Source organism: Eisenbergiella massiliensis (assembly GCF_003435485.1).
This window is the reverse complement of record NZ_QVLV01000031.1, coordinates 1-25,978: the sequence shown is the minus strand read 5'-3', so window position 1 is coordinate 25,978 and position 25,978 is coordinate 1. Positions and strand designations below refer to the sequence as shown.

Below are 25,978 nucleotides of genomic sequence, written 5' to 3'. Positions count from 1 at the left end.
TTCCTCACTTTCTACTGACGCCCGCATAGAATGCTTCTATCTGTGCCTCCTGTCTGCTCATGCCCTGTTCTTCAAACTGGGAAGACAACTGAATCAGATGCTTGTAATCTGCAGGAATGATTTTTTTAAAGGCAGGCAGATATTGTGCAAAATGTGCCAGAATTTCTTTCCCTTTTCGGGAATTGGTGTGGGCCACATGGGCTTCGATCATGGCCCGCAGCTCTTCCTGGTCATATTTGGTTTCCACCTTTTCCATGAGCACCATTTCTTTATTCAGATTTTTATACAGACAATTTCCCTCATCCAGCACATAGGCGATACCGCCGCTCATGCCGGCCGCAAAATTTTTACCGGTGGGTCCAAGCACCGCCGTCCGGCCTCCGGTCATATATTCACATCCGTGCTCACCCACGCCTTCCACAACCGCTGTTGCGCCGGAATTTCTCACACAGAAGCGTTCGCCTGCCATGCCGGCGATATAGGCTTCTCCTCCGGTGGCCCCGTAGAGAGCGACATTGCCTATAATGACATTTTCTTCCGGCACAAAGTTTGCTTCCGGCGGCGCATAAACCGCCAGTTTTCCGCCGGAGAGGCCTTTTCCGAAATAATCGTTGCTGTCGCCGCACAAAGACAAGGTAATCCCTTTGGGCAGAAATGCGCCGAAGCTTTGTCCGCCCGCTCCCTGACAGAGTATGGTAATGGTATCCTCCGGCAATCCGGAAGGATGATGCCGTGTCACCTCCGCCCCCAGCAGGGTTCCGAAGGTGCGGTCGGTGTTGGTCAGCTTAACCTGATAGCTGCTCTTTTTCCCCTGAACCACCGACTCCAGAATTTCTTTATTTTTCAAAAGCTCTGCTTCATCCTTTGTCTGCTCAAGCTGAAAATGATAGGCACAGTTCGGATCAAATACACAGTTCTTCCTTTCTCCTTCGTTCATTCCCTGCAGAATAAGGCTTAAATCCACCTTCGCTGCCTGTCCTGTCAGGAAATCCTTTTTCTTTAACAGATCTGTACGGCCTACCATTTCATCCACGGTACGCACACCCAGCTTCGCCATATATTCCCGCAGTTGCTGCGCAATAAAGAGCATAAAATTCATCACATACTCCGGTTTTCCAGTAAACCGTTTGCGAAGTTCCGGATTTTGGGTGGCAATGCCCATAGGGCATGTATCCAGATTGCAGACCCGCATCATCACACAGCCGAGTGTCACCAGGGGAGCCGTAGCAAAACCGAATTCCTCTGCGCCCAGAAGGGCTGCTATGGCCACGTCACGGCCGCTCATGAGCTTACCGTCTGTTTCAATGACCACCCGATTACGGAGCCCGTTGCGCAAGAGTGTCTGGTGTGTTTCCGCAAGCCCCAGCTCCCAGGGCAGTCCCGCATTGTGGATGGAACTTACCGGCGCGGCCCCGGTGCCGCCGTCATACCCGGAAATCAGGATAACCTGGGCCCCCGCTTTTGCGACCCCTGCCGCCACCGTGCCAACGCCTGCCTCAGAAACCAGCTTTACAGATATACGGGCATATTTATTGGCGTTTTTCAGATCGTAAATCAGCTGCGCCAGATCCTCAATGGAATAGATATCGTGATGCGGCGGCGGAGAAATCAGGCTTACGCCAGGCGTGGAATGACGGGTTCTGGCAATCCACGGGTATACCTTTTTGGCGGGAAGATGGCCGCCTTCACCAGGTTTTGCCCCCTGCGCCATCTTAATCTGAATTTCCCTGGCGCTCACCAGATACCGGCTGGTTACGCCAAAGCGCCCGCTGGCAACCTGTTTGATGGCAGAGCTTCTGTCGTGATCGGTTCCGGCAGATTCCAGACGTTCCTCACTCTCTCCGCCCTCTCCGCTGTTAGACTTGCCGTGGAGCCGGTTCATGGCAACCGCCAGCGCCTCATGGGCTTCCTCAGAAATGGAACCGTAAGACATGGCGCCTGTCTTGAAACGCTTTACAATGGATTCCACACTTTCCACCTCTTCTATGGATATCCCCGTCTGCGGATACCGAAAATCCATGAGGCTGCGTAAATATCCGGTATTTTCCTCATCCACCAGCTTTGTATAGGCACAGAATTTTTCATAGCTGCCCTCTTTTGTGGACTGCTGCAGCAGGTGGATGGTGCGGGGATTATAGCGATGTTCTTCCCCCTGGCTCCGCATTTTGTGCCGTCCCATGGAAGAAAGGGTCAAATCCGTATCCAGCCCCAGAGGATCAAAGGCTTTGGAATGCTGTTCATCAGTCTGGGCCGCAATATCCTGAAGAGTGATGCCGCCCACCCTGCTCACCGTCTGGGTAAAATACCGGTCAATGACTTCACTGGAAATTCCGATGGCCTCAAAAATCTGGCTTCCCTGGTAAGACTGGATTGTGGAAATCCCCATTTTGGAGGCAATTTTTACAATGCCCTGTAAAATAGCTCTGTCATAATCTTCCACAGCGGCATAATAGTCCTTATTTAAAAAACCCTCTTCCACCAGTTCCGCGATGGTGGAATGAGCCAGATAAGGATTGACCGCACAGGCCCCATAGCCTAAAAGGGCTGCAAAATCGTGTACTTCTCTGGGTTCCCCTGATTCCAGGATGAGGGAAAGCGCTGTGCATTTTTTCGTTTTTACCAGATGCTTGTGTACCGCAGAAACGGCCAGCAGGGAGGGGATTGCCACATGGTTTTCATCCACGCCCCGGTCAGAAAGGATCAGGATATTGGCTCCTTCCCGGTAAGCCTTATCCACTTCCACAAACAGATGCTCCAACACTCTGTCTATAGGAGTACTTTTATAGAAAATAATTGGGACACAGGCCACCTGAAAGCCGGGTTTTGTCATCTCTTTTATTTTTAGAAGATCCAGATCCGATAAAATTGGATTATTGATTTTAAGCACCTGGCAGTTCTCCGGTTTTTCTTCCAGCAGGCTGCCGTTCTTCCCCACATATACTGTGGTGGAGGTTACAATTTTTTCCCGCACCGCATCAATGGGCGGATTCGTCACCTGTGCGAAAAGCTGCTTGAAATAATAAAACAGGGGCTGATATTCTTTCGACAGGACGGCCAGAGGGGTATCCACACCCATGGCGCCGATTTGCTCCGTACCGTTTAAAGCCATGGCGCAGATGCCTTCCCGGTATTCTTCATAGGTATAACCGAAGGACTTCTGCAGTCTTGCGCGTTCCTCTTTTGTGTAGGAGGGAATTTTCTCATTCGGAATTTTCAATTCCTGCAAGGTAACCAGATTGCTGTCCAGCCATTCCCCGTAGGGTTCCTTTTTTGCATAATATTCCTTTATTTCCTCATCACTTACCACCATGCCCCTCTGCGTGTCCACAAGAAGCATCTTCCCCGGATGCAGGCGTTCCTTTTTGAGAATGTTTTCCGCCGGAATATCCAGCACCCCAACCTCTGAGGAAAGAATCAGCCGGTCATCATCAGTGATGTAATACCGGGAGGGCCGAAGGCCGTTTCTGTCCAGCACCGCTCCCATCAGATCCCCGTCGGAAAAAAGGATGGATGCAGGGCCGTCCCAGGGCTCCATCATAGTGGCGTAGTATTGGTAAAAATCGCGCACCTCCTGGGAAATGGTATCGTTGTTGGCCCAGGGCTCCGGAATGGTGATCATTGCCGCAAGGGGAAGCTCCATGCCGCTCATCACCAGAAACTCCAGCGTATTGTCCAGCATGGCAGAATCGGAGCCGCCTGTGTTTACCACCGGAAGGACCTTTGTCAGATCATCCGCCAAAAATGCCGGCGCCCGCATGGTTTCTTCCCTGGCCAGCATCTTATCCGCGTTTCCCCTGATGGTGTTGATTTCACCGTTATGGACGATAAAGCGGTTGGGATGCGCTCTCTCCCAGCTGGGATTTGTGTTGGTAGAAAAGCGGGAATGTACGATGGCAATTGCGGACTCATAGTCCTCGTCCTGAAGGTCTGTAAAAAAAGTACGCAGCTGTCCCACAAGAAACATTCCCTTATACACAACAGTCCGGCTGGAAAGAGAAGGCACATAGGTATTATTGTTGCTCTGCTCGAACTCGCGGCGCACCACATAAAGACGGCGGTCAAAATCCAGTCCTTTTTTTAACTGTTCCGGCTTTTTTACAAAGCCCTGACAGATTACAGGCATACATTTTCTGGCCTTATGTCCCAGCACCTCAGGCCGGATGGGAACATCCCGCCACCCCAGAAATTCCATACCTTCTTTTTCCACAATGATTTCAAACATCTTTTTGGCCTGGCTGCGTTTCAGTTCATTCTGGGGGAAGAAAAACATACCCACGCCATATTCTCTTTCACCGCCGATATGAATTTGGGCCTGCCCGCAGACCTTTGTAAAAAAACGGTGAGAAATCTGAGTCAGTATGCCAACGCCGTCCCCGGTTTTGCCTTCTGCATCCTTCCCGGCGCGGTGTTCCAGCTTTTCCACGATTTTTAAAGCATCCACCACTATCTGATGGCTTTTCCTGCCTTTAATATGAACGACAGCGCCAATTCCGCAGTTATCATGTTCGAATGCCGGACTGTAAAGATCCTGTTGTTTTTGTATCTGTTTCATTGTTATTCCTCCTCCTTGACGGTAGTGTATTCCACGGCTGCGGCGATCAGGCCCCGGAAAAGAGGATGGGCATGATTCGGCCGCGATTTAAATTCGGGATGGGCCTGAGTGGCAATAAAAAAAGGATGTTTCTCCAACTCAACCATCTCCACGATCCGTCCGTCCGGCGACAATCCGGAAAGACACATACCTTTTTGGATCAGACATTCCCGGTATGCATTATTTACCTCATAACGGTGTCTGTGGCGTTCTGAAATTTCTTTTTTTCCATACAGCCTTTGGGCCAGTGTCCCATCCTTCAATATACAGGGATAGGAGCCCAGCCGCATGGTGCCTCCCAGATTAATCACATTATTTTGTTCTGGCATCAGCGCGATCACCGGACATTCCGTATCAGGATCCAGCTCCGCACTGGCTGCATCAGGCAGTCCGGCCACATTTCTGGCAAACTCTATGATGGCAAGCTGCATGCCCAGACAAATTCCAAGATAGGGAACTTTATTTTTTCTCGCATATTCGATCGCCAGGATTTTTCCCTCTGTTCCCCTCTGCCCGAATCCTCCCGGAACCAAAATGCCGTCCGCATCATGCAAATATCCCTCCAGATTTTCAGGTGTAAGCTCTTCAGCATCAATCCAGCGGATATTTACGTCCGCCCGGTTTGCGATGCCGCCATGTTTTAAAGCTTCCGCCACGCTTAAGTAAGCATCGTGCAGCCCAACATATTTTCCCACGAGGGCGATCGTCACAGAGGTACAGGGATGGAGCAGATCCTCTATCATCGCCTTCCAGCCGTTCAGGTCCGGCACTGGACAGGGCAGCCTTAAACATTCGCAGACGGCCTGGGCCAGTTTTTCCTTCTCCAGCATCAGCGGCACTTCATATAAAGAGGGAGCGTCCATATTTTGCAGCACCTGCTCTTTTTTTACGTTACAAAACAAAGCAATCTTTTCCTTCATTTTTTCATCCACCGGATAATCGGAGCGGCACACCAGAATATCCGGCCAGATCCCCATGCCCTGCAACTCCTTCACACTCATCTGTGTGGGTTTTGTTTTCATTTCACCGGAAGCTTTTAAATAAGGAATCAGGGTTACATGTATGAGAATCGCATTTTCATGTCCCATTTCATGCTGAAACTGACGGATCGCTTCCAAAAAAGGCTGGCTCTCAATATCTCCTACAGTCCCGCCCACCTCTATGATGGAAATGGTCTCCTCCTCAGGGGAACTGGCCCGATAAAAACGGGACTTGATTTCATTCGTGATATGGGGAATCACCTGAACGGTTCCGCCGCCGTAGTCACCCCGACGTTCCTTATGCAGTACCGACCAGTATATTTTTCCGGTGGTGACGTTGGAATTTCTGTCAAGGCTTTCATCGATAAACCTTTCATAGTGCCCTAAATCCAGATCTGTCTCCGTACCGTCATCTGTCACGAATACTTCCCCATGCTGGATGGGGTTCATGGTTCCCGGATCTACATTAATATAGGGATCGAACTTCTGCATGGTAATGTGGTAACCTCTCGCCTTCAGCAGTCGTCCCAGTGAAGCCGCCGTGATTCCTTTTCCCAGGCCGGACACAACGCCGCCTGTCACAAAAACATATTTTACCGCCATACTCTCCTCCTGCCCTGTATGAAAAATCTACATATATAAAAAGGTGCCAAAGAGCCCGCATCTGCAAGCTCTTTGACACCCTTGTCAACCTGTCTTATTCTATCTCTTAACAATGTTTTTATGCGTTTCAATATAAACTAATACTTTTGATTTGTAAAGACTTTTTTCAAAAATTTTTCATGGAGCGTTACTGTTCACACCCCATTTGGGTCCCTGCCACCGCCGCCCTATGGCCGCGCCTCTGTGTCCACCAGCCGGCTTAGATGTTGTTTCTTAGAGGGCACGCTTTCGCTCGATTAAAAACGCAACGGTACTAACGCCGCAAAAAACGCGGCGTAAGGACCGGCGTTTTTAGACGACCCTTACAGAAAACAACATCTAAGCCGGCTGGTGGACACAGAGGCGCGGCCATAGGGCGGCGGTGGCAGGGACCCAAATGTGGTATGAACAGTAACCCTGGAGCAGGTTCTGAAATTTTCAAAATTTTTTCTTGACAGCCTGCAAAAACAGGAGTATGATGCGAACCATAAAGCAAAGGCGCTTTGGAAGAAATCCTTCCAGAGTGCCTTTTTTTTACTATAAACCGAAAGGAGAAACTTTTAATGACAAAAGGAATTCCCGAACTTTACGGCAGCCTGGTTTTTAATAACAGGGTCATGCGCGATAAGCTTCCGAAGGATATTTACAGGGCGCTACGCAAAACCATTGAAAATAATACGCATCTGGAGCTGGATGTGGCCAACTCTGTGGCTGTGGCAATGAAGGAGTGGGCGGTTGAAAACGGTGCCACCCACTTCACACACTGGTTTCAGCCCATGACCGGCCACACCGCTGAAAAACACGACAGTTTCATTACCCCCATCGGCGACGGCCAGGTAATTATGGATTTTTCAGGAAAAGAGCTGGTGAAAGGGGAACCGGATGCATCCAGCTTTCCTTCCGGCGGTTTGAGGGCTACCTTTGAAGCAAGGGGCTACACCGCCTGGGATCCCACTTCCCCTGCCTTCATTAAAGACAGGACGCTGTATATTCCCACCGCTTTTTGCTCCTACAGCGGAGAAGCCCTGGATAAAAAGACGCCCCTTCTGCGTTCCATGGAGACACTTAATAAGGAAGCGGTAAAAATTTTACATTTGCTGGGCAAAAACGATGTGACCAGCGTTTCCACAACCATCGGTCCTGAACAGGAATATTTCCTTGTGGACAAAGCCCTCTATGAAAAGAGGAAAGATCTGATCTTTACCGGAAGGACACTGCTTGGCGCAATGCCTCCCAAGGGGCAGGAAATGGAGGATCACTATTTCGGCGCTTTAAAGCCCCGTGTATCCGCTTACATGCATGATTTGGATGAAGAACTCTGGAAGCTGGGCATCCCGGCCAAGACAAAACATAATGAAGTAGCTCCTGCCCAGCATGAACTGGCGCCTGTTTTTGATACGGCCAATATAGCCGTGGACCATAATCAGCTTACCATGGAAATGATGAAAAAAGTAGCCGACAGACATGGGCTGGTATGTCTTCTTCATGAAAAACCATTTGAAGGCATCAATGGTTCCGGCAAGCACAACAACTGGTCCATGATCACCAATACCGGCGTTAACCTGCTGGATCCCGGCCGGACTCCCGCTGAAAACATTCAGTTTCTCGTCTTTTTGATGGCAGTCATCAAAGCGGTGGATGAGTACGCGGATCTGATGAGGGTTTCTGTGGCCAGCGCAGGCAATGATCACAGGCTTGGCGCAAATGAAGCCCCTCCGGCCATTGTTTCCATTTTTCTTGGCGATGAACTGACAGCTGTTTTAAATTCCATTGAAAACGACACTTTTTTTGGAAAGCAGCAAAAGATCCAAATGGAGACCGGCGCTGCGGTACTGCCCCATTTTTTCAAGGACAACACTGACAGGAACCGTACCTCTCCCTTTGCTTTTACTGGCAACAAGTTTGAATTCCGTATGCTGGGGTCCTCCATTTCCGTCGCAGGTCCCAACATTGTACTGAATACCGCCGTAGCGGAAGCCCTCCGCCAGTTTTATGAAGAATTAAAGGACACTCCCTCCGACCAGATGGAGGAAGCGGTTCACGGTCTGGTAAAGCGGGCCATTTTCAATCATAAAAAAATAATTTTCAACGGCAACGGCTATACGGAGGAATGGGTAAAAGAAGCTGCCGCACGAGGGCTTTATAACTTAAGGTCCACTTCTGAGGCACTGCCCCATTTCATCGCTGAAAAAAATGTGGCGCTCTTTACGGGACATCATATTTTCACCCGGGAGGAAATTTACTCCAGATATGAGATTCTGTTGGAAAACTATTGTAAAACACTCCACATTGAAGCAAAGACCATGCAGGATATGATCTGCAGAGAATTCCTGCCTGCTTTGATGGAATACACAGACAAAATCGCCAGTTCCCTTCGTGCTAAAAAGGCCCTTCTTCCGGAACTTTCATGCAGCTCACAGGAACAGCTTCTGGAAAAGCTCTCTGTATATTATGAAGAAATTTTCCGGGCGGAAGAAAAACTGGAAGCCGATACGGCCAAAGCGGAAGCATTGACCGAAATGCAGGAAGCCGCGGTATTTTATTATGAAACGGTTCTCTCCGATATGAATGCGCTCAGAAAAGCAGCGGATTCTGTTGAAAAATATCTTCCAGATGAGATTCTTCCTTATCCGAACTATGAAAAGCTGTTATTCTCCGTCTGAGCAAAGGAAAGGGAAAGTGGCACAAAAACGATGAATAATCGATGTGAAGAATTTGATAAACCCAAAGAAGAATGCGGTGTATTCGGTATCTATCATACCGATGGCAGCGCCGCAGCCCCCGATGTTGCCTGGGGGCTGTGCGCTTTGCAACATCGGGGACAGGAAGCCTGTGGTATAGCGGTATGCGACCCCTGCGGCCCCAAGGGGAATATCTCGTGGCACAAGGATACAGGGCTTGTAAGTGAAGTCTTTCATACTGATATTTTGGAAAAACTTAAGGGGAGTGCGGGCGTGGGCCATGTCCGCTATTCTACTACCGGGGCAAGCACCGCTGAAAATGCGCAGCCCCTGGTATTAAGTTACCTGAAGGGAACGCTTGCCCTGGCCCATAACGGAAATCTGATCAATGCGCAGAAGCTGGCGCAAAAACTCCAGGAAGAAGGCGCTGTTTTCCAGACGACAACGGATTCCGAAGTGATTGCCTGCTATATCGCCAGGGAACGGACACACACCTCCTGTGTGGAGGATGCGATACTGCAGACTGCCAGAAAGCTGAAAGGCGGATATGCACTGGTCATCATGAGTCCCAGAAAATTAATTGGTGTGCGGGATCCCCTGGGGCTAAAGCCCTTATGCCTCGGGAAACGCGGAAACAGCTATATCCTTGCTTCCGAAAGCTGTGCCCTGACCGCAGTGGGCGCTGACTTTATCCGCGATATACAACCCGGTGAAATCATTACGATTTCAAAAGATGGGGTCCGGTCTGACCGCCGTCTCGTTCAGGAAAAACATGCACACTGCATTTTTGAATACATCTATTTCGCCCGGCCGGATTCCATACTGGATGGAATCAATATCTATGACGCAAGAATCCGTGCCGGAAAGGCGCTTGCCGCTTCTTATCCTGTAGATGCAGATCTGGTCACCGGAGTGCCTGACTCCGGCATCACTGCTGCAATGGGATATGCACAGGCCTCCGGCCTGCCGTTTGCCTTTGCATTTTATAAAAACAGTTATGTGGGAAGAACTTTTATAAAACCTACCCAAAAGGAACGGGAATCAGCTGTCCATCTGAAGCTGAGCATACTGGGAAATGTCGTCAGGGATAAAAGGCTTGTCCTCATCGACGATTCCATTGTCCGGGGCACTACTATAGCAAGCCTGATTGGTATGCTAAAGAACGCAGGCGCCAGAGAGGTTCATGTACGCATCAGCTCCCCGCCCTTTCTATTCCCCTGTTACTACGGAACCGACGTTCCCAGCAACGACCAGCTGATCGCTTCTTCCCGCACAGCTGCCCAAATCTGCACCGATATCGGCGCAGATTCCCTCGGTTATCTGAAACTCGAAGATCTAAAACAGATGACCCGGGAACTTCCTTTATGTAAAGCGTGCTTCGACAGCCAATACCCTGTATAACTCTCCCCGGCTGTCAGGCATTCTTTAAACGCGGATACGCCCCTCCGTCAGAAAGCCCTGAGCTTTCTGACGGATATATCCGCAAATTAGATATAATTCCCTTATAGGAACATCGCAAAAGCGCGAACTCAAAAAAACAGAGTCCGCGCTTTTGATGTTTCTGCAGTTTCACACGGCTTATGTCCGGTATGCTTTCGTACCGCCCTAAAGCCGAAAAAAAGAATGAGGAGGAAACTATTATGACTGAAGAAATTTTGAGAGCCATCAGCAGTGAAGTGTATGGCGTATGGTTCCTGATCGGAGCCGCGTTGGTATTCTGGATGCAGGCCGGCTTTGCCATGGTGGAGACCGGCTTTACCAGAGCCAAAAATGCGGGAAATATCCTGATGAAAAACCTGATGGACTTCTGTATCGGTACAGTAATGTTCATTTTGATCGGCTTTTCATTCCTGCTTGGTGAAGATTTATTGGGCTTCATCGGCAAGCCCGGTTTTGACATCTTCACCGCTTATGAAAGTTTCGACTGGTCCAATTTTGTATTTAATCTTGTGTTCTGCGCAACTACCGCAACCATCGTATCCGGGGCTATGGCAGAAAGAACGAAATTTCTTTCTTACTGCATCTACTCCGGCGTAATCTCCGCCTTGATTTACCCCATCGAAGCACACTGGATCTGGGGCGGCGGCTGGCTTGCGCAAATCGGTTTCCATGATTTTGCCGGTTCCTGCGCGATTCACATGGTTGGCGGGATCAGCGCCCTTGTCGGCGCAAAGCTATTAGGCGCCCGCATCGGTAAATTTGAAAGAGATAAATCCGGAAAGGTCATAAAAGTAAACGCATTTCCCGGCCATAACCTTCCCATCGGTTGTTTGGGCGTATTTATCCTGTGGCTTGGCTGGTATGGTTTCAACGGTGCCGCTGCTACCAGTGTTTCCGAACTTGGCTCTATCTTTCTTACCACTACAGTCTCACCTGCTGTGGCAACCGTCGTATGTATGATTTTTACCTGGCTTAAATATGGAAAGCCCGATGTTTCCATGTGCTTAAACGCCTCACTGGCAGGCCTGGTTGCCATTACCGCCCCCTGTGATGTAACCGACTGCTTTGGTGCAATTATCATCGGCACTGTAGCCGGACTGCTGGTGATATTCGGCGTATGGCTCCTTGATTATAAACTACATATTGATGATCCTGTAGGTGCTGTAGCGGTTCACTGTTTAAACGGTATCTGGGGCACCATCGCTGTCGGCCTTTTCGCGACAGATACCGCTCCTGCCTTTTCAAGAGGCTTCGGTGACGGCGTAAGCTTCGGCGCAAACCAGATCGCAGGCACCGGCCTTTTCTATGGTGGCGGTTTTAAACTTCTTGGTATTCAGCTACTGGGGCTTTTGAGCGTTGCTGCGTGGACATTGGTTACCATTACCCTTACATTTATAATCATCAAAGCCTTGGTAGGTCTGCGTGTCAGCGAGGAAGAAGAGCTTCAGGGTCTTGATCCTGTAGAGCACGGCCTGGCAAGCGCCTACTCCGGTTTTTCCATCCTGGACGTTTCCAACACTATGACGATGGATATCAACCAGAATACAAGCCTTGGCGCTTCCGATTACGAAATGGCCTCCGAAGCACAGAAGAACGCAGCTATCAGCGTCGTAAAACAGACCTCCGCTGCAGATACCGACATACACAAGGTTGTCATTATTACCAGGCTTTCCAGATATGACAAGATCAAAAATGCGCTCAATGAGTTGGGCGTTACCGGTATGACCGTCACTCAGGTTATGGGCTGCGGCATTCAGAAGGGTTCCGGTGAAATGTACCGCGGTGTTGAAGTTGACGCCACCCTGCTTCCAAAGGTCAAGATCGAGGTTGTTGTCAGCAAGATCTCTGTTGACAGCGTAGTCGATACGGCTAAGAAAACTCTATATACAGGGCATATCGGTGACGGTAAAATCTTCGTATACAGTGTTGACAGAGTTGTCAAGGTCCGCACTGGGGAAGAGGATTTTGCAGCATTGCAGGATGTAGAATAATACCATATATAGGATGTCTGGGGGGCAGAAGGTCTTTTGCCCTCCAGGACTTTTCCAGGGTGAAATAAGCATGCGGGGAATTTCCTGTTACTTGTAACTCGTACTTATTCGCTGTAGTATTAGTTTATGCTGATTAAGCCACAAATCAAATTTCCCAGTCGACAGGTATTGATTATCAAATCTTTATCTTATATTCGGGCAGCACCTTCACGTCATAAAGTTCACATCCCTCTTTTACCGGCAGATCATAATATACCTTATTTCCATAAGGATTAGGAATTGGTTTATTACTGGGATAAATACGAATTACCAACTCCTCAGGATATCCGAATCTCTTCAGTGCCATATGCCATTTTTCACCATTGGTAAACCAGTCATCAGCCAGCTTTCCATTAATGTAAACCTCCGCACGGTCGCCGTCATATTCTGTTTCAAGATAAAGCTGATGTACAGTACCTGCCGTTAATTTTTCTATTTGTATCATATATTCCTTATAAGCCGCACTTCCATCCGTATCCTGTTCTTCTCTGAATAATTCTGCCTTTACGGAAACTTTCACCGACGTTGCCTCCAGTTTAACCTGTTCTGGTGCTCCTGTCACGCTATATATCATTATAGTTTCTTTTTCAGCCTTAGTAAGCAGAAACTGCTGTCCTTTATCCTCAATCAGGCAGCTGTCAGGTCTCTCGGTAATATACAGATGCCCTCCCGTCAGAAAGGCTCTGTCTGCCTGCGCCTTTGTTAATATCACATAATCAGCATCTTCCTTTTCTAACTCAAAGTACGGTCTTTCCAAATCTGACCAAAAGAAAATACGCTTTCCAAGCCTGCACAGCAGCGAAGCGTTTGTCCATGCAGGAAGAAGAGATACCGGCATAAGCTCCTTTCCGTTACCTGTCTCTGTGCCTCCGGGAATACGGAAAGGAAAAACAGCGCATTCTCCGCCCTTTATGTTGATATGTCCCAGAATTTTTTCACCGCCCTCCCAGACAATGCGGACGTTGTATTCCCTGTGATCATCCATCCTGCGTTTCCTTTGATGATTATTCACAAACAGGAATCCCAATCCGTCTGAAATATTTACTCTTGCCGCCATCCGCAGGGTATGACAGTCGTCTGCCGATTCCGGCTGCTTCTGTGCGAAATAAGTATCTGCTCCGGCTAAAATTTCTCCAAATGAAGAAATAAATAAATGAAGTTTTTTCAAAGCTCCAAAGCTTGTGTTGATTTCTCCGGATTCCCGAATACAGGTTTGGAAGTCATAGCTTTTTATCGGAAGATCGTTATTATATCCGGTTGCCCTGGATTCCTGAAGCGTACTGTATTTCCCGTCCGGATTTATTCCGCCATGGTACATATAGTAGCCCAGGAGATTGGCACCGCTGCCCAGCATACATAACGCCTGCGCCTGTATATCCTCCGGCCAGGGATATGTTCTTCTGTGACTCGTCACCTGAAGTCCGCCTCCCAGCTCCGCTGTCAGATAAGGATTCTTATGTATATTAAAGGTAAAATTGTTCTCTTCTTTTTTACTGAAGTCGGAGCCAATCGTATCATCCATTTTGTAAGAAGAAAAAATAAAATTGGTATTGGCAGGCATTTCCTGCACATGATCCGCCCAGGGTGCGTCCACATATCCACCCAGTACCGGAAGCGCTTCACCATCCGGTACATAAGCGCCGCCCCAGCCTGTGGCAGTATAGTAAGGAACTATAAAACCTGCCGCCTGCGCCATTTTTTTCAGGGTCAGCATATGTGCCATTCCTTCTTTACTGTCTGACGGTCCGCCGCAGTGTCCATACTCGTTTTCCAGCTGAACTCCCAGAACCGGCCCTCCGTCCATGCACATCATTCCTTCTGCCTGTTCTCCCAACTGCTTCCAGAAACGCTCCACGCGTTTCAGATATACAGGATCATTAATACGTACAGGGGCTCCGTCTTTTATAAGCCAGTCCGGAAACCCTCCGTTTCGGCATTCTCCATGTGCCCAGGGGCCAATACGGAGCCATACCGGCATTCCGATATCCCTGCATATTTGTAAAAAGCCTCTGAGATTTCTGCATCCTGTAAAATCCCATTCACCTTCGGCTTCCTCATGGTGTATCCAGAATACATAAGTAGCGATAATAGCCACACCGCCTGCACGCATTTTCAGCAGCTCTTCTTCCCATGCCTCCGGCTCATACCGGGAAAAATGGAATTCTCCCATTATAGGAATAAAACTCCTGCCATTTTTCATAAAGCTGATATTGTCTACTTCAAATCTATTGCCGGCCTTGTCCCTTCCTCCCATAGGAAGAAGCTTATCTCCTTTTTCAAAGTTATTCTTTATAATTTGAATCGTATTTTCCACTTTTTTACCCTTTCACACTTCCTAAAGTCAGTCCTGCCGTAAAGTATTTCTGGCAGAACGGATAAATAACCATCAGAGGGATAATGGAAATAAAAATCTGAGCAGCCTTCAGGTTTTTATCATTTACACTCAGTGCATTTACTATATCTTCCATATTCCCGCTCTGAATAATGGAACGCATATCCACTACCATGGTCTGAAGATAGGACTGAAGCGGATAATTATCCGTAAAATTAGAATAAATCAGTCCGTCAAACCAGCTGTTCCAATGGTTAATCAGGGAAAACAAAGTCACCGTCGCAATAGAGGGTTTAGATAAAGGCAGATAAATCTTGCTCATGATAGTCCATTGTCCCGCGCCTTCCAACATAGCTGATTCCTCCAGAGATTCAGGAATGCCTCTGAAGAAATTCATCATCAATATGACATTAAAAATCGGCACGCCGCAGGGAAGCACCAATGCCCAGATTGTATCGATCAGTCCCAGTTTGGAAATTACGTAGTAGGTGGGAATCAAACCGCCGTTGAAAATCATAAGGAACACAAAATATGCTGAATAATATTTCCTTGCCTTAAAAACCCTGTCGCTTTTAGACAGCGGGTATGCCGCCAGAACCGTAAGCAGCATATTAATGGGAACCCCCAGGAGCACACGTTCTGCAGAAACTAAAGCTGCCTGCCAGAAATCCTTGTTTTTCATAACATAGGAATAAGCGGATGTGGTAAATTCCACAGGAAACAGCCTTACTTTATTTTGAACAATTGCATGGGAACTGCTGAACGACTGCGCCAATACATTTAAGATAGGAACCAGGCAGATTAACATAATAAGAGTAATAACAACAACATTACATATATTAAATAATTTTCTTGCCGGAGAAACTTTTATTTTTTTCATTGACCTTTATCCCTTCCTTCTCAGAATACACGATATCCGGCAAATTTATCTGCCAGCTTATAAGAGGCTACAATCAGGATACCGGAAACCACCGATTTAAAAAAGCCTACTGTGGCGGAAAGCGAATATTGCTGATTCACAAGACCCAGGCGGTAAACAAGTGTATCAATAATATCACCTGTAGAATAAACGCTTGCACTGTACAGGTTAAAAATCTGATCAAATCCGGCATTCAAAATATTTCCGATGGAAAGAACCGTCATCAGGGTAATAATAGGCGCAATTCCCGGAATGGTGACATGAATCGTCTGTTTCCATCTGCCGGCGCCGTCAATGGCGGCTGCCTCATATAAACCGGGATCAATCCCTGTCAGTGCCGCCAGATATACAATGGCATTATAGCCAAAGTTTTTCCACACATCCGTCAGAATCATCGTCCACGGGAATATGTTCTTATCCCCCAGGAAATTTACCGGTTCTCCAATCAGTCCAATGGTCTGAAGGAACATGTTAAAAAGTCCGGTGTCACTTTTGGTATTTCCCTGTGACAGAAAGTTTATCAGAATACCTGACAGAACAATCCAGGATAGGAAGTAGGGAAGATATGTTGCCGTCTGTACGGTCTTTTTAAATAATTTATTTTTAATCTCGTTAAGCATCAGAGCGAAGGTAAGAGGCACTGCAATATTGCCGATAATCTTTCCCAAAGCTATCATCAGCGTATTTCTCAATGCCGGAAGAAAATCGGGCAGATAATAGATTGTTCTAAAATTATCAAAGCCGACCCACTTTGACTTTAAGAAGCCCAGCCCCGGCTGGAAATCCTGAAACGCCATAACCAGACCAAATATCGGCAGATAATTAAAAATAAACAGCAGCAAAACTGGTAAAAAAAGCATCATGTGGAATGCCCTCTGCCGGGATCTTGCTGAATTACTCATGCGTTGTTTCTTTTTTCTCATAAACCATACTCCTCTTTTAAAACAGGAGGCATAAGTAAAAACTTATGCCTGCCTGCGTTTTCCCTTAATGATTCTGGTCGTACCATTCCTGTGCTTCTCTGGTAACTTCGGTTCCCCCAAGTGCCTCCCAGGATTGTAAGAAGGTGTCGTAGCTGTCAACACTGTCCCCTGATATAATTTTTACAATAGTCTCCAGGGCCAGCTTATCCAGCGTGGAAAATTTTGATGACATTGTTTCTGTAGGAATATAGTTATAGACCGAATAGTTATAATTATTATCTTTAATCAGATCCACCATAGTAATTCCGCCTCCCAAATCGTCTCCGGATACGGTCCACATTCCTATTCCAGCCAGAACATCGGGATCCTCCGCTTCCAGTTTTTCAATAAGAGTACCATCCTTTACTGCTGTGGTATAAGCTTCCATATTAGTCACATCAATTAACTGGGACTGGGTCAGTCCCTCTTTATTTCCAGTTTTTATTGCTTCATGTTCTTCATCGATATTTTCAACAGCCTCTCCCTGAGAAGTAAGCTGAACCAGACATGCTTTCCAGCCGCTGTATACGCCGCCTTTTCCTGTATACATATCATACTCTGTCTCATCTTCATAATAGCAAAGTTTATCCACACTCAGATTGCACAGCTTAATCAGTGCTTCAGGATTCTTGCATTTGCTGCTGATTACAAAATAGGTTCCGGGGGTTGTCGGGATATAAGGCTTAGAAGACCCTTCTCCCATACCGTCAGGAATCTTTGCGGATACAATACGTGCTTCAGGATTTGCTTTAACCGCATCAACAACAGGCACCATAGCTCCCCAGCGGGGTGCAAAATAAATACCGCATCTTCCGGCTCCCACATCCTGGGTAATCTGATTATAATCCATTGTACCAAAGTTCTTTGCCAGGGAGCCGTTTGCATACATCTCCTGAAGATCTGCAAGCCCTGCTTTCATTTCCTCTGCCAGGGAACCGCCCCATACTACCTTGCCGTCTTTTTCAATAAAAGTAAACTGCCCGTTCCAATAACCGGGAGCTGCACCATAGCCTTCAAAGAAAGCTTGGATTCCTGACCAGTAATTAAAGCCTTCTTTACCGTTTAACGCCAGTCCGTATGTATCATCTACCCCGTTGCCGTCCGGATCCTGTTCTGTAAATGCCTTGGCCACCGCTTTTAATTCCTCCATGGTAGTCGGTATTTCAAGATTCAGGTTATCAAGCCAGTCCTGGCGGATAAACATCATCATCGCATCGCCACGATAGTCATTTACCTGAGGAATCCCATATAATTTTCCGTCCACCTTTGCCGCATTCAGCGAATTTCCGTCTCCCCATGCCTGATATTCCCTAAGCTGATCAGAAGCATATTTTTCATAAACCTCCGTGATGTCAGCGATTACACCTGTCTGCGCATACTTAATTAAATCTGAGCCGCTGACAGCCATGATATCCGGATAGTTTCCTGATGCAATTGCAGTGGTTCTTTTCGTCTCCTGCTGGGAGCCATCCACGTTATACATGATATCAAGATTGATTCCGTTTTCTTTATAAAGGTTATACCAGGTATTATTATCTACACTTTCATCACCCTGCCACTCAAAATCAGAATTAAAGGCCAGCCCGACTTTCAGGGTAATCGGATCCTCATATCCATAAAGATTCAGTTCACCCGAATCCACCGTATCCGCTGCAGTCTGGGATGCCTCCGTCTGCACTGCATCGCTCTGCGCCATATTAGTACTGTTTGCCGTTTCGGCACTGCCGCAGGCCGCAAGCCCGGTTACGCAGGTTACTGCAATAAAAGCCGCCAAAAACTTCTCAAACCATTTCCTTTTCATTTCTACTCCCTTCTGCACGTTATACGCACATGTGTTTTTTGATTTGCTCTACAACAAAAATTATATAGAAAAATTTTTCTCTTTCTATTTACAATATTTTACTTTCATAACATTTCTTTACCAAAAAGGCTTATACATGGCATTACTTTGCCGGTAATGCCATGCATAAGCCTTTTCAATTGTTGCAGTTTAACCTTCTCCCCTCTGGCCCGGTCTTCTTTCCCCGATCCGCCCGGTTCTGGGACTCTCTGTCATTTTCCTATAAATATTTTGATAACGATATGCGCTCCGCCAAGACTGCTTCGACTTATTTCAAGCCCGCTTTTTTCACCCCAGTACAACTTAAGACGCTTATGGATATTTATAATTCCTGTTATTTCATCGGTTTTCTCCAGTTTTTCCCTTAATTCCCTCAAAGTATCATCAGTAAACATCTGCCCATTGTCTTCAACATGTATCTCCAGAATATCCTCCTTTGGCCGGAATGTAATACGTAGCATTCCGCCCTCTTCCTTTTCTTCCAGGCCATATTTCAGAGCATTTTCTATTACTGGCTGGAGAATCAGCCTGGGAACCATAACAGATTCATATTCCTTCGGAAGTTCTTCAAAATAAACATTAATCCGATCATGAAATCTCATATACTGGATATCTGTATAGCTTCGCGCATGCTCCACTTCACTTTTTAAAGAAATGCAGTTTTCATCATTCCTGGTAAGGAACCGGAAATAAGTTCCTAAAAGAGAAGCCAGCTTCTCCGCATCTTCCAGCTCTTCCCGCTTAATCTTATTTTTAAGAGAAAAAAAGCTGTTATACAAAAAATGCGGATTGATCTGCGCCTGGAGCTGCTTCAGCTCTGCCTGCTGAGCAAGTTCCTTCTGCAAAACCAGTTCTTCTATCAAACGCTTCGTTTTATCCTGCATATGATTAAAACCTTCAAACAAATAGCTGAATTCATCCTCACCTGTGTATTCCGTCCCGCCAGAGCTGAGGTTTTCCTTTTCCACTTTTGAAAAGGCTTCCATCAGTTTATTTAATGGCCTGTGAATGGTCTTTTCTATACTTTCAGAAAATACGACTGCCACTGAAGCTACACCTATAATATAAATAAACACGAGCCATTTATAGCTTTCCATGTTTTTAAGGACTTCTTTTTCCGGTGCATACTGTACAAAATATCCCAGATATGAAGATTGAGTAACCGATATCTGGTAATTTCCCTCTTCCGTTTTAATAACATCGGAAAATTCTTCCTTCTCCTCAAGTTCAGGCCGCAAAAGTTCCAAAATTCTGTTCCCCGTTCCCGCATTTTCTCCGCTTTCAATAAAAATACTCTGTTCAGGCTGGTATAGGAAGGAACCACTGTTATCTATTGTATTAAAATTCCGCAGTGTCTCTTTTATCTTTTTTTCGTTAAATTCTACCACAAACAAAACAGCCGGCAATTCTCTGGTCTGATATACCGGCACACCGGAGGATGACATAAACAAGGAGCCCTCCATATATTTCAAAGGAAAATCCGACATAGTATATTTCTGCCTTACAGCCTCAAAGTCATCAGCATCCATATCTGTAATATAGGAATCAGATATCTTCATCTTCGCATTTGGAAGATAAATAATGCCCGAAGCTACCAGCGGGTTATTTTCCTTCAGCATTATAATCCGTTCCTGTTCCGACAGGTAAGCATCCCTCAGTTCGTAGGCATTAAGAAGATTGGTATGTTCGACCAGAAAAATAAGTTTTCTATCGGAAAACATATTGTAGAGCATATTTTCCGTACTTTTTAAATGATTATCTATAGTTTCCAGATAAAAATCAGCTTGAGCGTCCATTTTGTCAAAAATGGATTTTTTCACCGTAGCAGTAGCCAGAAAATACAAAACCATGGAAAATAATACATTGACAGCCATAAAAACAGCAAAAATAATCAGTTGTTTTGTCCGGATTGATTTTTTGCATCCGATACCCTTTATCATACTTTTACCCAATTTCTTATATATCATTATTTTTTTCTCCGTATCTGTCACGATACTCTACTGGAGATATACCCACCGACTTTTTAAAAACCCTGGTAAAAGAAGGTGCCGTCAGATATCCAACGCGGACAGAAATCTCATTGATTTTACAGGCTGTGGTCGTAAGCAGTTTTTTTGCTTTTTCCAGCCTGGCATTACTTATATATTCAGTGATGTTGCAGCCATATCTTTGCTTAAATATTCTGGAAAGATAGGAGGCATTCAGGTAACTGATTTCTGCAAGCCTGGTCAGCGTCAAATCCTCCGCCAGATGGTTATCAATATACAGCAGTACCTTTTCCAGTACATCATTGGTTCTGCTCTTTCTTTCCGCATCCATTTCATCTGCAATAGCACCGGCTACAGCCTGCAGATAATTGGCAGCCTCTCTCATGCCTGCGTGCTTTTCTACGTAAATTAACTTATCCAGAGGGTAATCCGACCCTATTTTGTTTTTAATATGATTTATATTAATATACCGAAGTAAAAGAATCGCAATACTATAATACAGCTCCGTTGCCTTCAGTGTATCTTTTTTATCCTCCACACATAGCACGTCGGTCAGCTGCTGCAGCCTGGTCATAAAGTCACGAAATTTTTTTGTTTCAAGGGCTTCCTCCAGCCGCTTTACCTGCAGCTGAAGATTTACCGGCGCATTATCCTCAAGAAGCCCTGAGGCTAACGGAGCAGACTCTGCCATAATCGTTCTCTGCACATTGTTCCCAATCCTGTCAGCAGCCTCCTGCTTCAGCCTGTTCAAATAAGACTGTCCGTCTCTCAAGCGGCATCTCTCATCACAGGTGACAAAGGAAAGCGAAAGGGAGAATAAGATAAAGGCCTTTTCCTGTACATATTCCATTGCCCCCGCAAGATTAGTATACAGCCGCATCCAGGTTCTTGCCGAAAGAGAATCCTCCGGGAAACGAACCGGCTGTAAAAACAGAAGATAATAGCCATTAATATCATAATACAGGTAATAACTGATTCTGGGAGGCAGAAACTCTTCAATTATTTCACAAAGCGCCACCTCCCTTTCCGTTTCCTCTTCAAAGCTGATATTTTCTTCAAAGTTATCTGCCCGTAATAAAAAAATAAACAAATCCTTATCAAATCGGAGAGGTATTTTAATACGATTAAGTTCTTCCTGCGTTACATTGGCGGCTGCTGTATTATGGAAAAATTCTCTCATAACATTTTTGCGAAGAACATTCTGGGCTTTTTTAATTTCACTCTGATGCTCACTTTCCTGCATTTCCGACTGCATCATTTTATCAATTTCTTCGAAGGCGTCAGCAACTGCAGATATCAGTACCTCATCCTCTTCACTTTTCAGCAGATACCTTACATCCTTGTAGCCGCTGATTTCATATAGATTATCAAAATCCCTGTAGCCGGTCAGAAAAATCACCCTGCATTTCGGCCAGTTTTCTTTAATCAGCTTGAACAGCTCAATACCGTTCATTCCAGGCATTTTAATGTCTGTCATAACTACATCAAATTTTATTTTCTCCAGCAGCCTGACCGCATTCGTCGCTGATTTTGCCACATAGACATCTATATCCAAACCAGATTCATACTTAAACATTTCCTCCAGAGATTCCAAAATATCCGGTTCGTCATCCACAATTAATAAATTCCCCATACAGCTGCCGCCTTTCAATAAAACAAGCTACAATGCTTCCGTCAAATACCAAACTCTATAATGTATTATTTATCTGAGAAAAAATAAAGTTTACTTAAAATGTAGCATATTTTATCATTATAGGCTATAACATGTTAGCCTATTTTTGTAAAATTCTTGTAGTTGATGTAAAAGACATGCCGGCCATTCAGCAATCATATTCTAAACTTCATAATACAGTTCAGCAAGGTAATAGATAACTCCTGAAACAAATCTGATTCACAAATTCCATCCTTTATCCCTCCATTCTCTTTCTGATTTAAGATAAAAAGTGCATGTATGATTGACTTATTTGCCTGTATTTTTTACAATAAAGGGAGAATTTTTGTGACTGTTCAGCAGGTCCGTGCATTTACTGCACAGACCGTAAGAAAGTGATTCAAGAGTGCAAAAAAACCCATCTCCGCAGGCGATTTTAAATGAATACTTGCAAATAACTGTGAAGGTACCGAACAGTTACGAATTTTTGATCTTTCTTACCGAATACGCCATCATTGGAAAAGGAGCGCCCACATGCAGAATCTGGTAAACCATATTTTAGCTTACCTGGAATACCTGGAGTCTGTGTTCCAGCGGAATATCACCATTCATGAATTCCAGAAAATAACCTCGCCTTATCTGGCGCAGTTCCTTCCTTACCGTGTCCACTCCAATCCCTACTGCATTTATTTAAAATCACATCCTGAAATCTGGGATGATTGCATCATTAACCAGCAAAAATTATTTTCATTGCTGGAGAACGGCCCTTTCTGGGGCGTATGCCACTGCGGAGTAACGGAATATGTTTATCCCCTGAAACAGAGCCTCCCGGAAGAAAAGGTAATTGGCTTCATCAGTGTAAGCGGCTACCGCACCTGTACGGAAACCACCGCAGGCAAGCTGAGGCATATCTGTGAAAAATATGATTTGAATTATGAATCCGTACACAGTTTATTTAAGATGCATCTGTCGGCCGATTTGCCCGATACCACCCTGCTCGATACCTTGCTTTATCCACTTTCCTCCATGCTGGAAACTCTTTACCAAAAAGAATGCCTGCTCTACGGGGAGTCCCCGGCGCAGGCACAAGACGCGGATTATGTTCTTAACCATATCCTTCTTTTTATTGAGAAAAATTTTCACAGGCAGATATCCATTGAGGACATCTGCGCTGCCTTCCATTGCAGCCGTTCCTATGTCAGCCATACCTTCAAGTCTTCCACCGGCTGCAATTTCCGGGAATATATTAACCTCCTTCGAATCGAAGAGGCAAAAAAACTTCTTGTAAATACTTCTTTTTCCATTACCGAGATATCCATGAAAACAGGGTTTTCCAATTCCAATTATTTTTCTCTGGTTTTTCAGAGGATGAATGGAATCTCTCCAAAGGAATACCGGAAAAAGTATACGTAAAGCGGCCTATCTGCCAAGCATCTGCTGGAGTTCCTTAACAGGCACCTGTCTGGGGCAGATTCCCTCTCTGGTACAGATTGCCGCAGCATTTCCGGCGGCTTCTCCCAGCTTTACACAAATGGGCATAACCCGGTAGCTGGAATGGGCCATATGTGTTCCGCAAATATCCCGGCCGGCCAGAAGAAGCCCTTCCACCTTTTTAGGGACAAGGCAGCCATAAGGAATTGTATACCCCTTCTTTTGAGTGAATTTTGCCTGGCACCCGGTGGCATCCAGCCCCGCCCCGGTCAAATTATGTACGTCGAAATTAAAATGGGCATCCTTCACCGCCCAGTCCTCATGCTGCACCGCATTTTCCACATCTTCCCTGCGGATTGTGCTCTCCCCCAGAAAATGTCTTGTTTCCCGCACGCCTATAATAGATGCGCTGCTGATAATATAGCATTCTTCATATCCAGGCACGAAACGCCTTAAAAATGCTACAATTGCCTCCATCTGCATCCGGCAGTCCCGGTGCGCCCTGGCCAAATCCCCCGCACTGGTTCCATCGGCTCCTGTGCAGTTGGTCATATTTACGGTTACCACCCCTGGAATCGTGGAACGGTACAGTAACACATGCCCTGCGGGAGAAGGCAGGTTTGCTTTTCCCAAATCCTGAACCATGCCGTCCGGTACAGGGATATTCGTTTCAAAGGAACCCGGGAAAATGGCTCTTTTCTCATCCACTCCCGCCACTTTGAACATCAGGGTCATAGGCTGCATCTGGCCGTCCTCTTCCCTTCCCTTATAAAAAGGCGCTCCCGCTCTTGCCGCTAAATCCCCATCACCGGTGCAGTCAATGACTGTACCCGCCATGACTGCCTCCCTACCTGACTTGGATTCCAGCAGAACGCCGCGTATGCGGTCTCCTTCCATAACTACATCTGAAGCAAACGTATAGGTACGTACCAGCACCCCTGCCTCCTCCAGCATCTCAAGCAACACGTTTTTCAGCTTTTCCGGATTGATAGTCTGCCGGTCTCCATTGCGTTCATCGTCCCTGGAACGGTCCAGAATCTCTTCATACAACCCCCCTCTGGTCTCCCCTGTCCAATGGCTCATCATGCCGGTGGTGGCCACTCCTCCCACATCTCCGGCCTGTTCAATCAGCATGGTTTTACATCCCTGCCTGGCGGCGGCAACCGCCGCGCCGATACCAGCAGGCCCGCCGCCAGCTACCAGTACGTCAACACGGTCAGTGACAGGTATCTTTTTTTCCGGCTCCACATAATATTCCATAGTAATCTCCTTTGCATACTTTTAATATTTTTTTGCTTCTTCCATAAAAATATCTCTTTATTTGTAAGTTTTCCTTCATAAACGGGCATTATTTCTATAAAAAAATGCATGCATGATTATCCAATTTATCTGTCAATTTTACAAGAAAAGAAACTTGCAGTTACGGCTTACGCAAATCAGCAAAAGGCTCATATTGTACCTCTTCCATCTTCAATGCAAACCTGCGGAACCACTTTTACCGCTTTTATCCTTCTTCCCCCATGTATCCCGATTGATATCGCTGTGGCTTTCCTGTTTCCCAGGCAGAAAACCTATCCACTCCAAATCCCAGTTATCAGCCTCAACCTCTTGGCTGTTTTTAGTATCTGCAGCTCACTGGCCCCATCGATTTCTGCCGCTTCCATGAGGCTTTCAGGAAGACTACCTGTAGAAAATAAAAAAGGACTCTTCCCAGCGCAAGCTGAAAAAAGTCCTTTCAAATAAAAAAATGCGGGTAGCCGGACTTGAACCGGCACGGTATCGCTACCGAGGGATTTTAAGTCCCTTGTGTCTGCCTATTCCACCATACCCGCAGAATATATAACATACAATAATACAAATAAACTTTAAAAAAAGATAAGCACCGCCAACCGGCAATGCCTCTTCCTCCGTTCTTTTTACACTAATAAAAAGAAACGACCCAGATCGGACTCGAACCGACGACCTCCGCCGTGACAGGGCGGCGCTCTAACCAACTGAGCCACTGGGCCTAACTATACAGCTTACAACAAAATGGACCTTCGGGGACTCGAACCCAGGACCGATCGGTTATGAGCCGATTGCTCTAACCAACTGAGCTAAAGGTCCGTAAATATTTACGGTAAATATTTAAATAATAAAAGCCGATGATCGGACTCGAACCGATAACCTGCTGATTACAAATCAGCTGCTCTGCCAATTGAGCCACATCGGCAAATAAATCTACTTACAACAAAAACGCATCGGTCAACTACACTGCTGCGTCTTTCATAAACAAATGACTCCGACGGGAATCGAACCCGTGTTACCGCCGTGAAAGGGCGATGTCTTAACCGCTTGACCACGGAGCCTCTTTTCCTTTTTGGATTCCCTTCTCCAGGTCTCCTTTGTGGAGATTCCTCTCCTTCTTTCGCTCCTCCGGACTTAAGCCTTCACAGCACCTCCCCGAGTAGGGCTCGAACCTACAACAACTCGGTTAACAGCCGAGTGCTCT

General features: G+C 46.3%; 14 protein-coding genes and 5 tRNA genes. 5 read left to right on the top strand and 14 right to left on the bottom strand.

Going from position 1 to position 25,978, the window contains the following annotated elements; all coding sequences use genetic code 11:
- Positions 1-4: 4 nt before the first annotated feature.
- Together gltB and DXC51_RS26220 are read right to left on the bottom strand one after the other, a co-directional pair.
- Positions 5-4,552, bottom strand: coding sequence for a glutamate synthase large subunit (gltB, locus tag DXC51_RS26225; RefSeq protein WP_117545727.1), 4,548 nt, complete (start codon positions 4,550-4,552; stop codon positions 5-7).
- Between the two features lie 2 nt (positions 4,553-4,554).
- The gene (locus tag DXC51_RS26220; RefSeq protein ID WP_117545726.1) at positions 4,555-6,174 is read right to left on the bottom strand and encodes a CTP synthase; all 1,620 of its coding nucleotides are present in this window, start codon (positions 6,172-6,174) and stop codon (positions 4,555-4,557) included.
- 602 nt (positions 6,175-6,776) lie between these two features.
- Here DXC51_RS26220 and DXC51_RS26215 point away from each other — a divergent pair.
- The 3 genes from DXC51_RS26215 to DXC51_RS30330 all read left to right on the top strand — a co-directional run bounded on the left by DXC51_RS26215 (position 6,777) and on the right by DXC51_RS30330 (position 12,325).
- Positions 6,777-8,876: a glutamine synthetase III family protein gene (locus tag DXC51_RS26215; RefSeq protein WP_117531110.1), complete on the top strand. Its 2,100-nt coding sequence runs from the start codon at positions 6,777-6,779 to the stop codon at positions 8,874-8,876.
- Positions 8,877-8,906: 30 nt separating this feature from the next.
- On the top strand, positions 8,907-10,295 hold the full coding sequence (gene purF, locus DXC51_RS26210) for an amidophosphoribosyltransferase (RefSeq protein WP_044915710.1): 1,389 nt from the start codon (positions 8,907-8,909) through the stop codon (positions 10,293-10,295).
- 239 nt (positions 10,296-10,534) lie between these two features.
- On the top strand, positions 10,535-12,325 hold the full coding sequence (locus DXC51_RS30330) for an ammonium transporter (RefSeq protein WP_025490376.1): 1,791 nt from the start codon (positions 10,535-10,537) through the stop codon (positions 12,323-12,325).
- Positions 12,326-12,500: 175 nt separating this feature from the next.
- On the opposite strand, the gene DXC51_RS26200 is transcribed toward DXC51_RS30330, so the two are convergent.
- The 6 genes from DXC51_RS26200 to DXC51_RS26175 all read right to left on the bottom strand — a co-directional run bounded on the left by DXC51_RS26200 (position 12,501) and on the right by DXC51_RS26175 (position 22,038).
- Positions 12,501-14,678 carry a beta-galactosidase gene (locus tag DXC51_RS26200; RefSeq protein WP_025490375.1) on the bottom strand — a complete coding sequence of 726 codons (2,178 nt, stop codon included), beginning with the start codon at positions 14,676-14,678 and terminating at the stop codon, positions 12,501-12,503.
- Positions 14,679-14,682: 4 nt separating this feature from the next.
- The gene (locus tag DXC51_RS26195; RefSeq protein ID WP_021633827.1) at positions 14,683-15,576 is read right to left on the bottom strand and encodes a carbohydrate ABC transporter permease; all 894 of its coding nucleotides are present in this window, start codon (positions 15,574-15,576) and stop codon (positions 14,683-14,685) included.
- A 20-nt stretch (positions 15,577-15,596) separates the two neighbouring features.
- Positions 15,597-16,538, bottom strand: coding sequence for an ABC transporter permease (locus DXC51_RS26190; RefSeq protein WP_021633828.1), 942 nt, complete (start codon positions 16,536-16,538; stop codon positions 15,597-15,599).
- A 64-nt stretch (positions 16,539-16,602) separates the two neighbouring features.
- Positions 16,603-18,378, bottom strand: coding sequence for an extracellular solute-binding protein (locus tag DXC51_RS26185; RefSeq protein WP_025490373.1), 1,776 nt, complete (start codon positions 18,376-18,378; stop codon positions 16,603-16,605).
- A 251-nt stretch (positions 18,379-18,629) separates the two neighbouring features.
- Positions 18,630-20,384: a sensor histidine kinase gene (locus DXC51_RS26180; RefSeq protein ID WP_021633831.1), complete on the bottom strand. Its 1,755-nt coding sequence runs from the start codon at positions 20,382-20,384 to the stop codon at positions 18,630-18,632.
- The gene (locus DXC51_RS26175) at positions 20,374-22,038 is read right to left on the bottom strand and encodes a response regulator (RefSeq protein WP_025490372.1); all 1,665 of its coding nucleotides are present in this window, start codon (positions 22,036-22,038) and stop codon (positions 20,374-20,376) included. Before DXC51_RS26175 ends, DXC51_RS26180 begins: the two co-directional genes overlap by 11 nt.
- Before the next feature lie 552 nt (positions 22,039-22,590).
- On the opposite strand from DXC51_RS26175, the gene DXC51_RS26170 reads away from it, so the two are divergent.
- Positions 22,591-23,469, top strand: a complete 879-nt coding sequence (locus DXC51_RS26170; protein WP_021633833.1) for a helix-turn-helix transcriptional regulator — start codon at positions 22,591-22,593, stop codon at positions 23,467-23,469.
- Positions 23,470-23,475: 6 nt separating this feature from the next.
- On the opposite strand, the gene DXC51_RS26165 is transcribed toward DXC51_RS26170, so the two are convergent.
- Positions 23,476-24,747, bottom strand: a complete 1,272-nt coding sequence (locus tag DXC51_RS26165) for an FAD-dependent oxidoreductase (RefSeq protein ID WP_025490371.1) — start codon at positions 24,745-24,747, stop codon at positions 23,476-23,478.
- 108 nt (positions 24,748-24,855) lie between these two features.
- On the opposite strand from DXC51_RS26165, the gene DXC51_RS29345 reads away from it, so the two are divergent.
- The gene (locus DXC51_RS29345) at positions 24,856-25,230 is read left to right on the top strand and encodes a hypothetical protein (protein WP_147331880.1); all 375 of its coding nucleotides are present in this window, start codon (positions 24,856-24,858) and stop codon (positions 25,228-25,230) included.
- Between the two features lie 5 nt (positions 25,231-25,235).
- On the opposite strand, the gene DXC51_RS26160 is transcribed toward DXC51_RS29345, so the two are convergent.
- The 5 genes from DXC51_RS26160 to DXC51_RS26140 form a co-directional block, all read right to left on the bottom strand.
- Positions 25,236-25,319, bottom strand: a tRNA-Leu gene (locus DXC51_RS26160).
- 103 nt (positions 25,320-25,422) lie between these two features.
- Positions 25,423-25,496: transfer RNA gene (locus tag DXC51_RS26155), tRNA-Asp, on the bottom strand.
- 23 nt (positions 25,497-25,519) lie between these two features.
- Positions 25,520-25,593 (bottom strand) — tRNA-Ile (locus tag DXC51_RS26150).
- 33 nt (positions 25,594-25,626) lie between these two features.
- Positions 25,627-25,699, bottom strand: a tRNA-Thr gene (locus DXC51_RS26145).
- A 64-nt stretch (positions 25,700-25,763) separates the two neighbouring features.
- Positions 25,764-25,835: transfer RNA gene (locus DXC51_RS26140), tRNA-Glu, on the bottom strand.
- Positions 25,836-25,978: the final 143 nt, after the last annotated feature.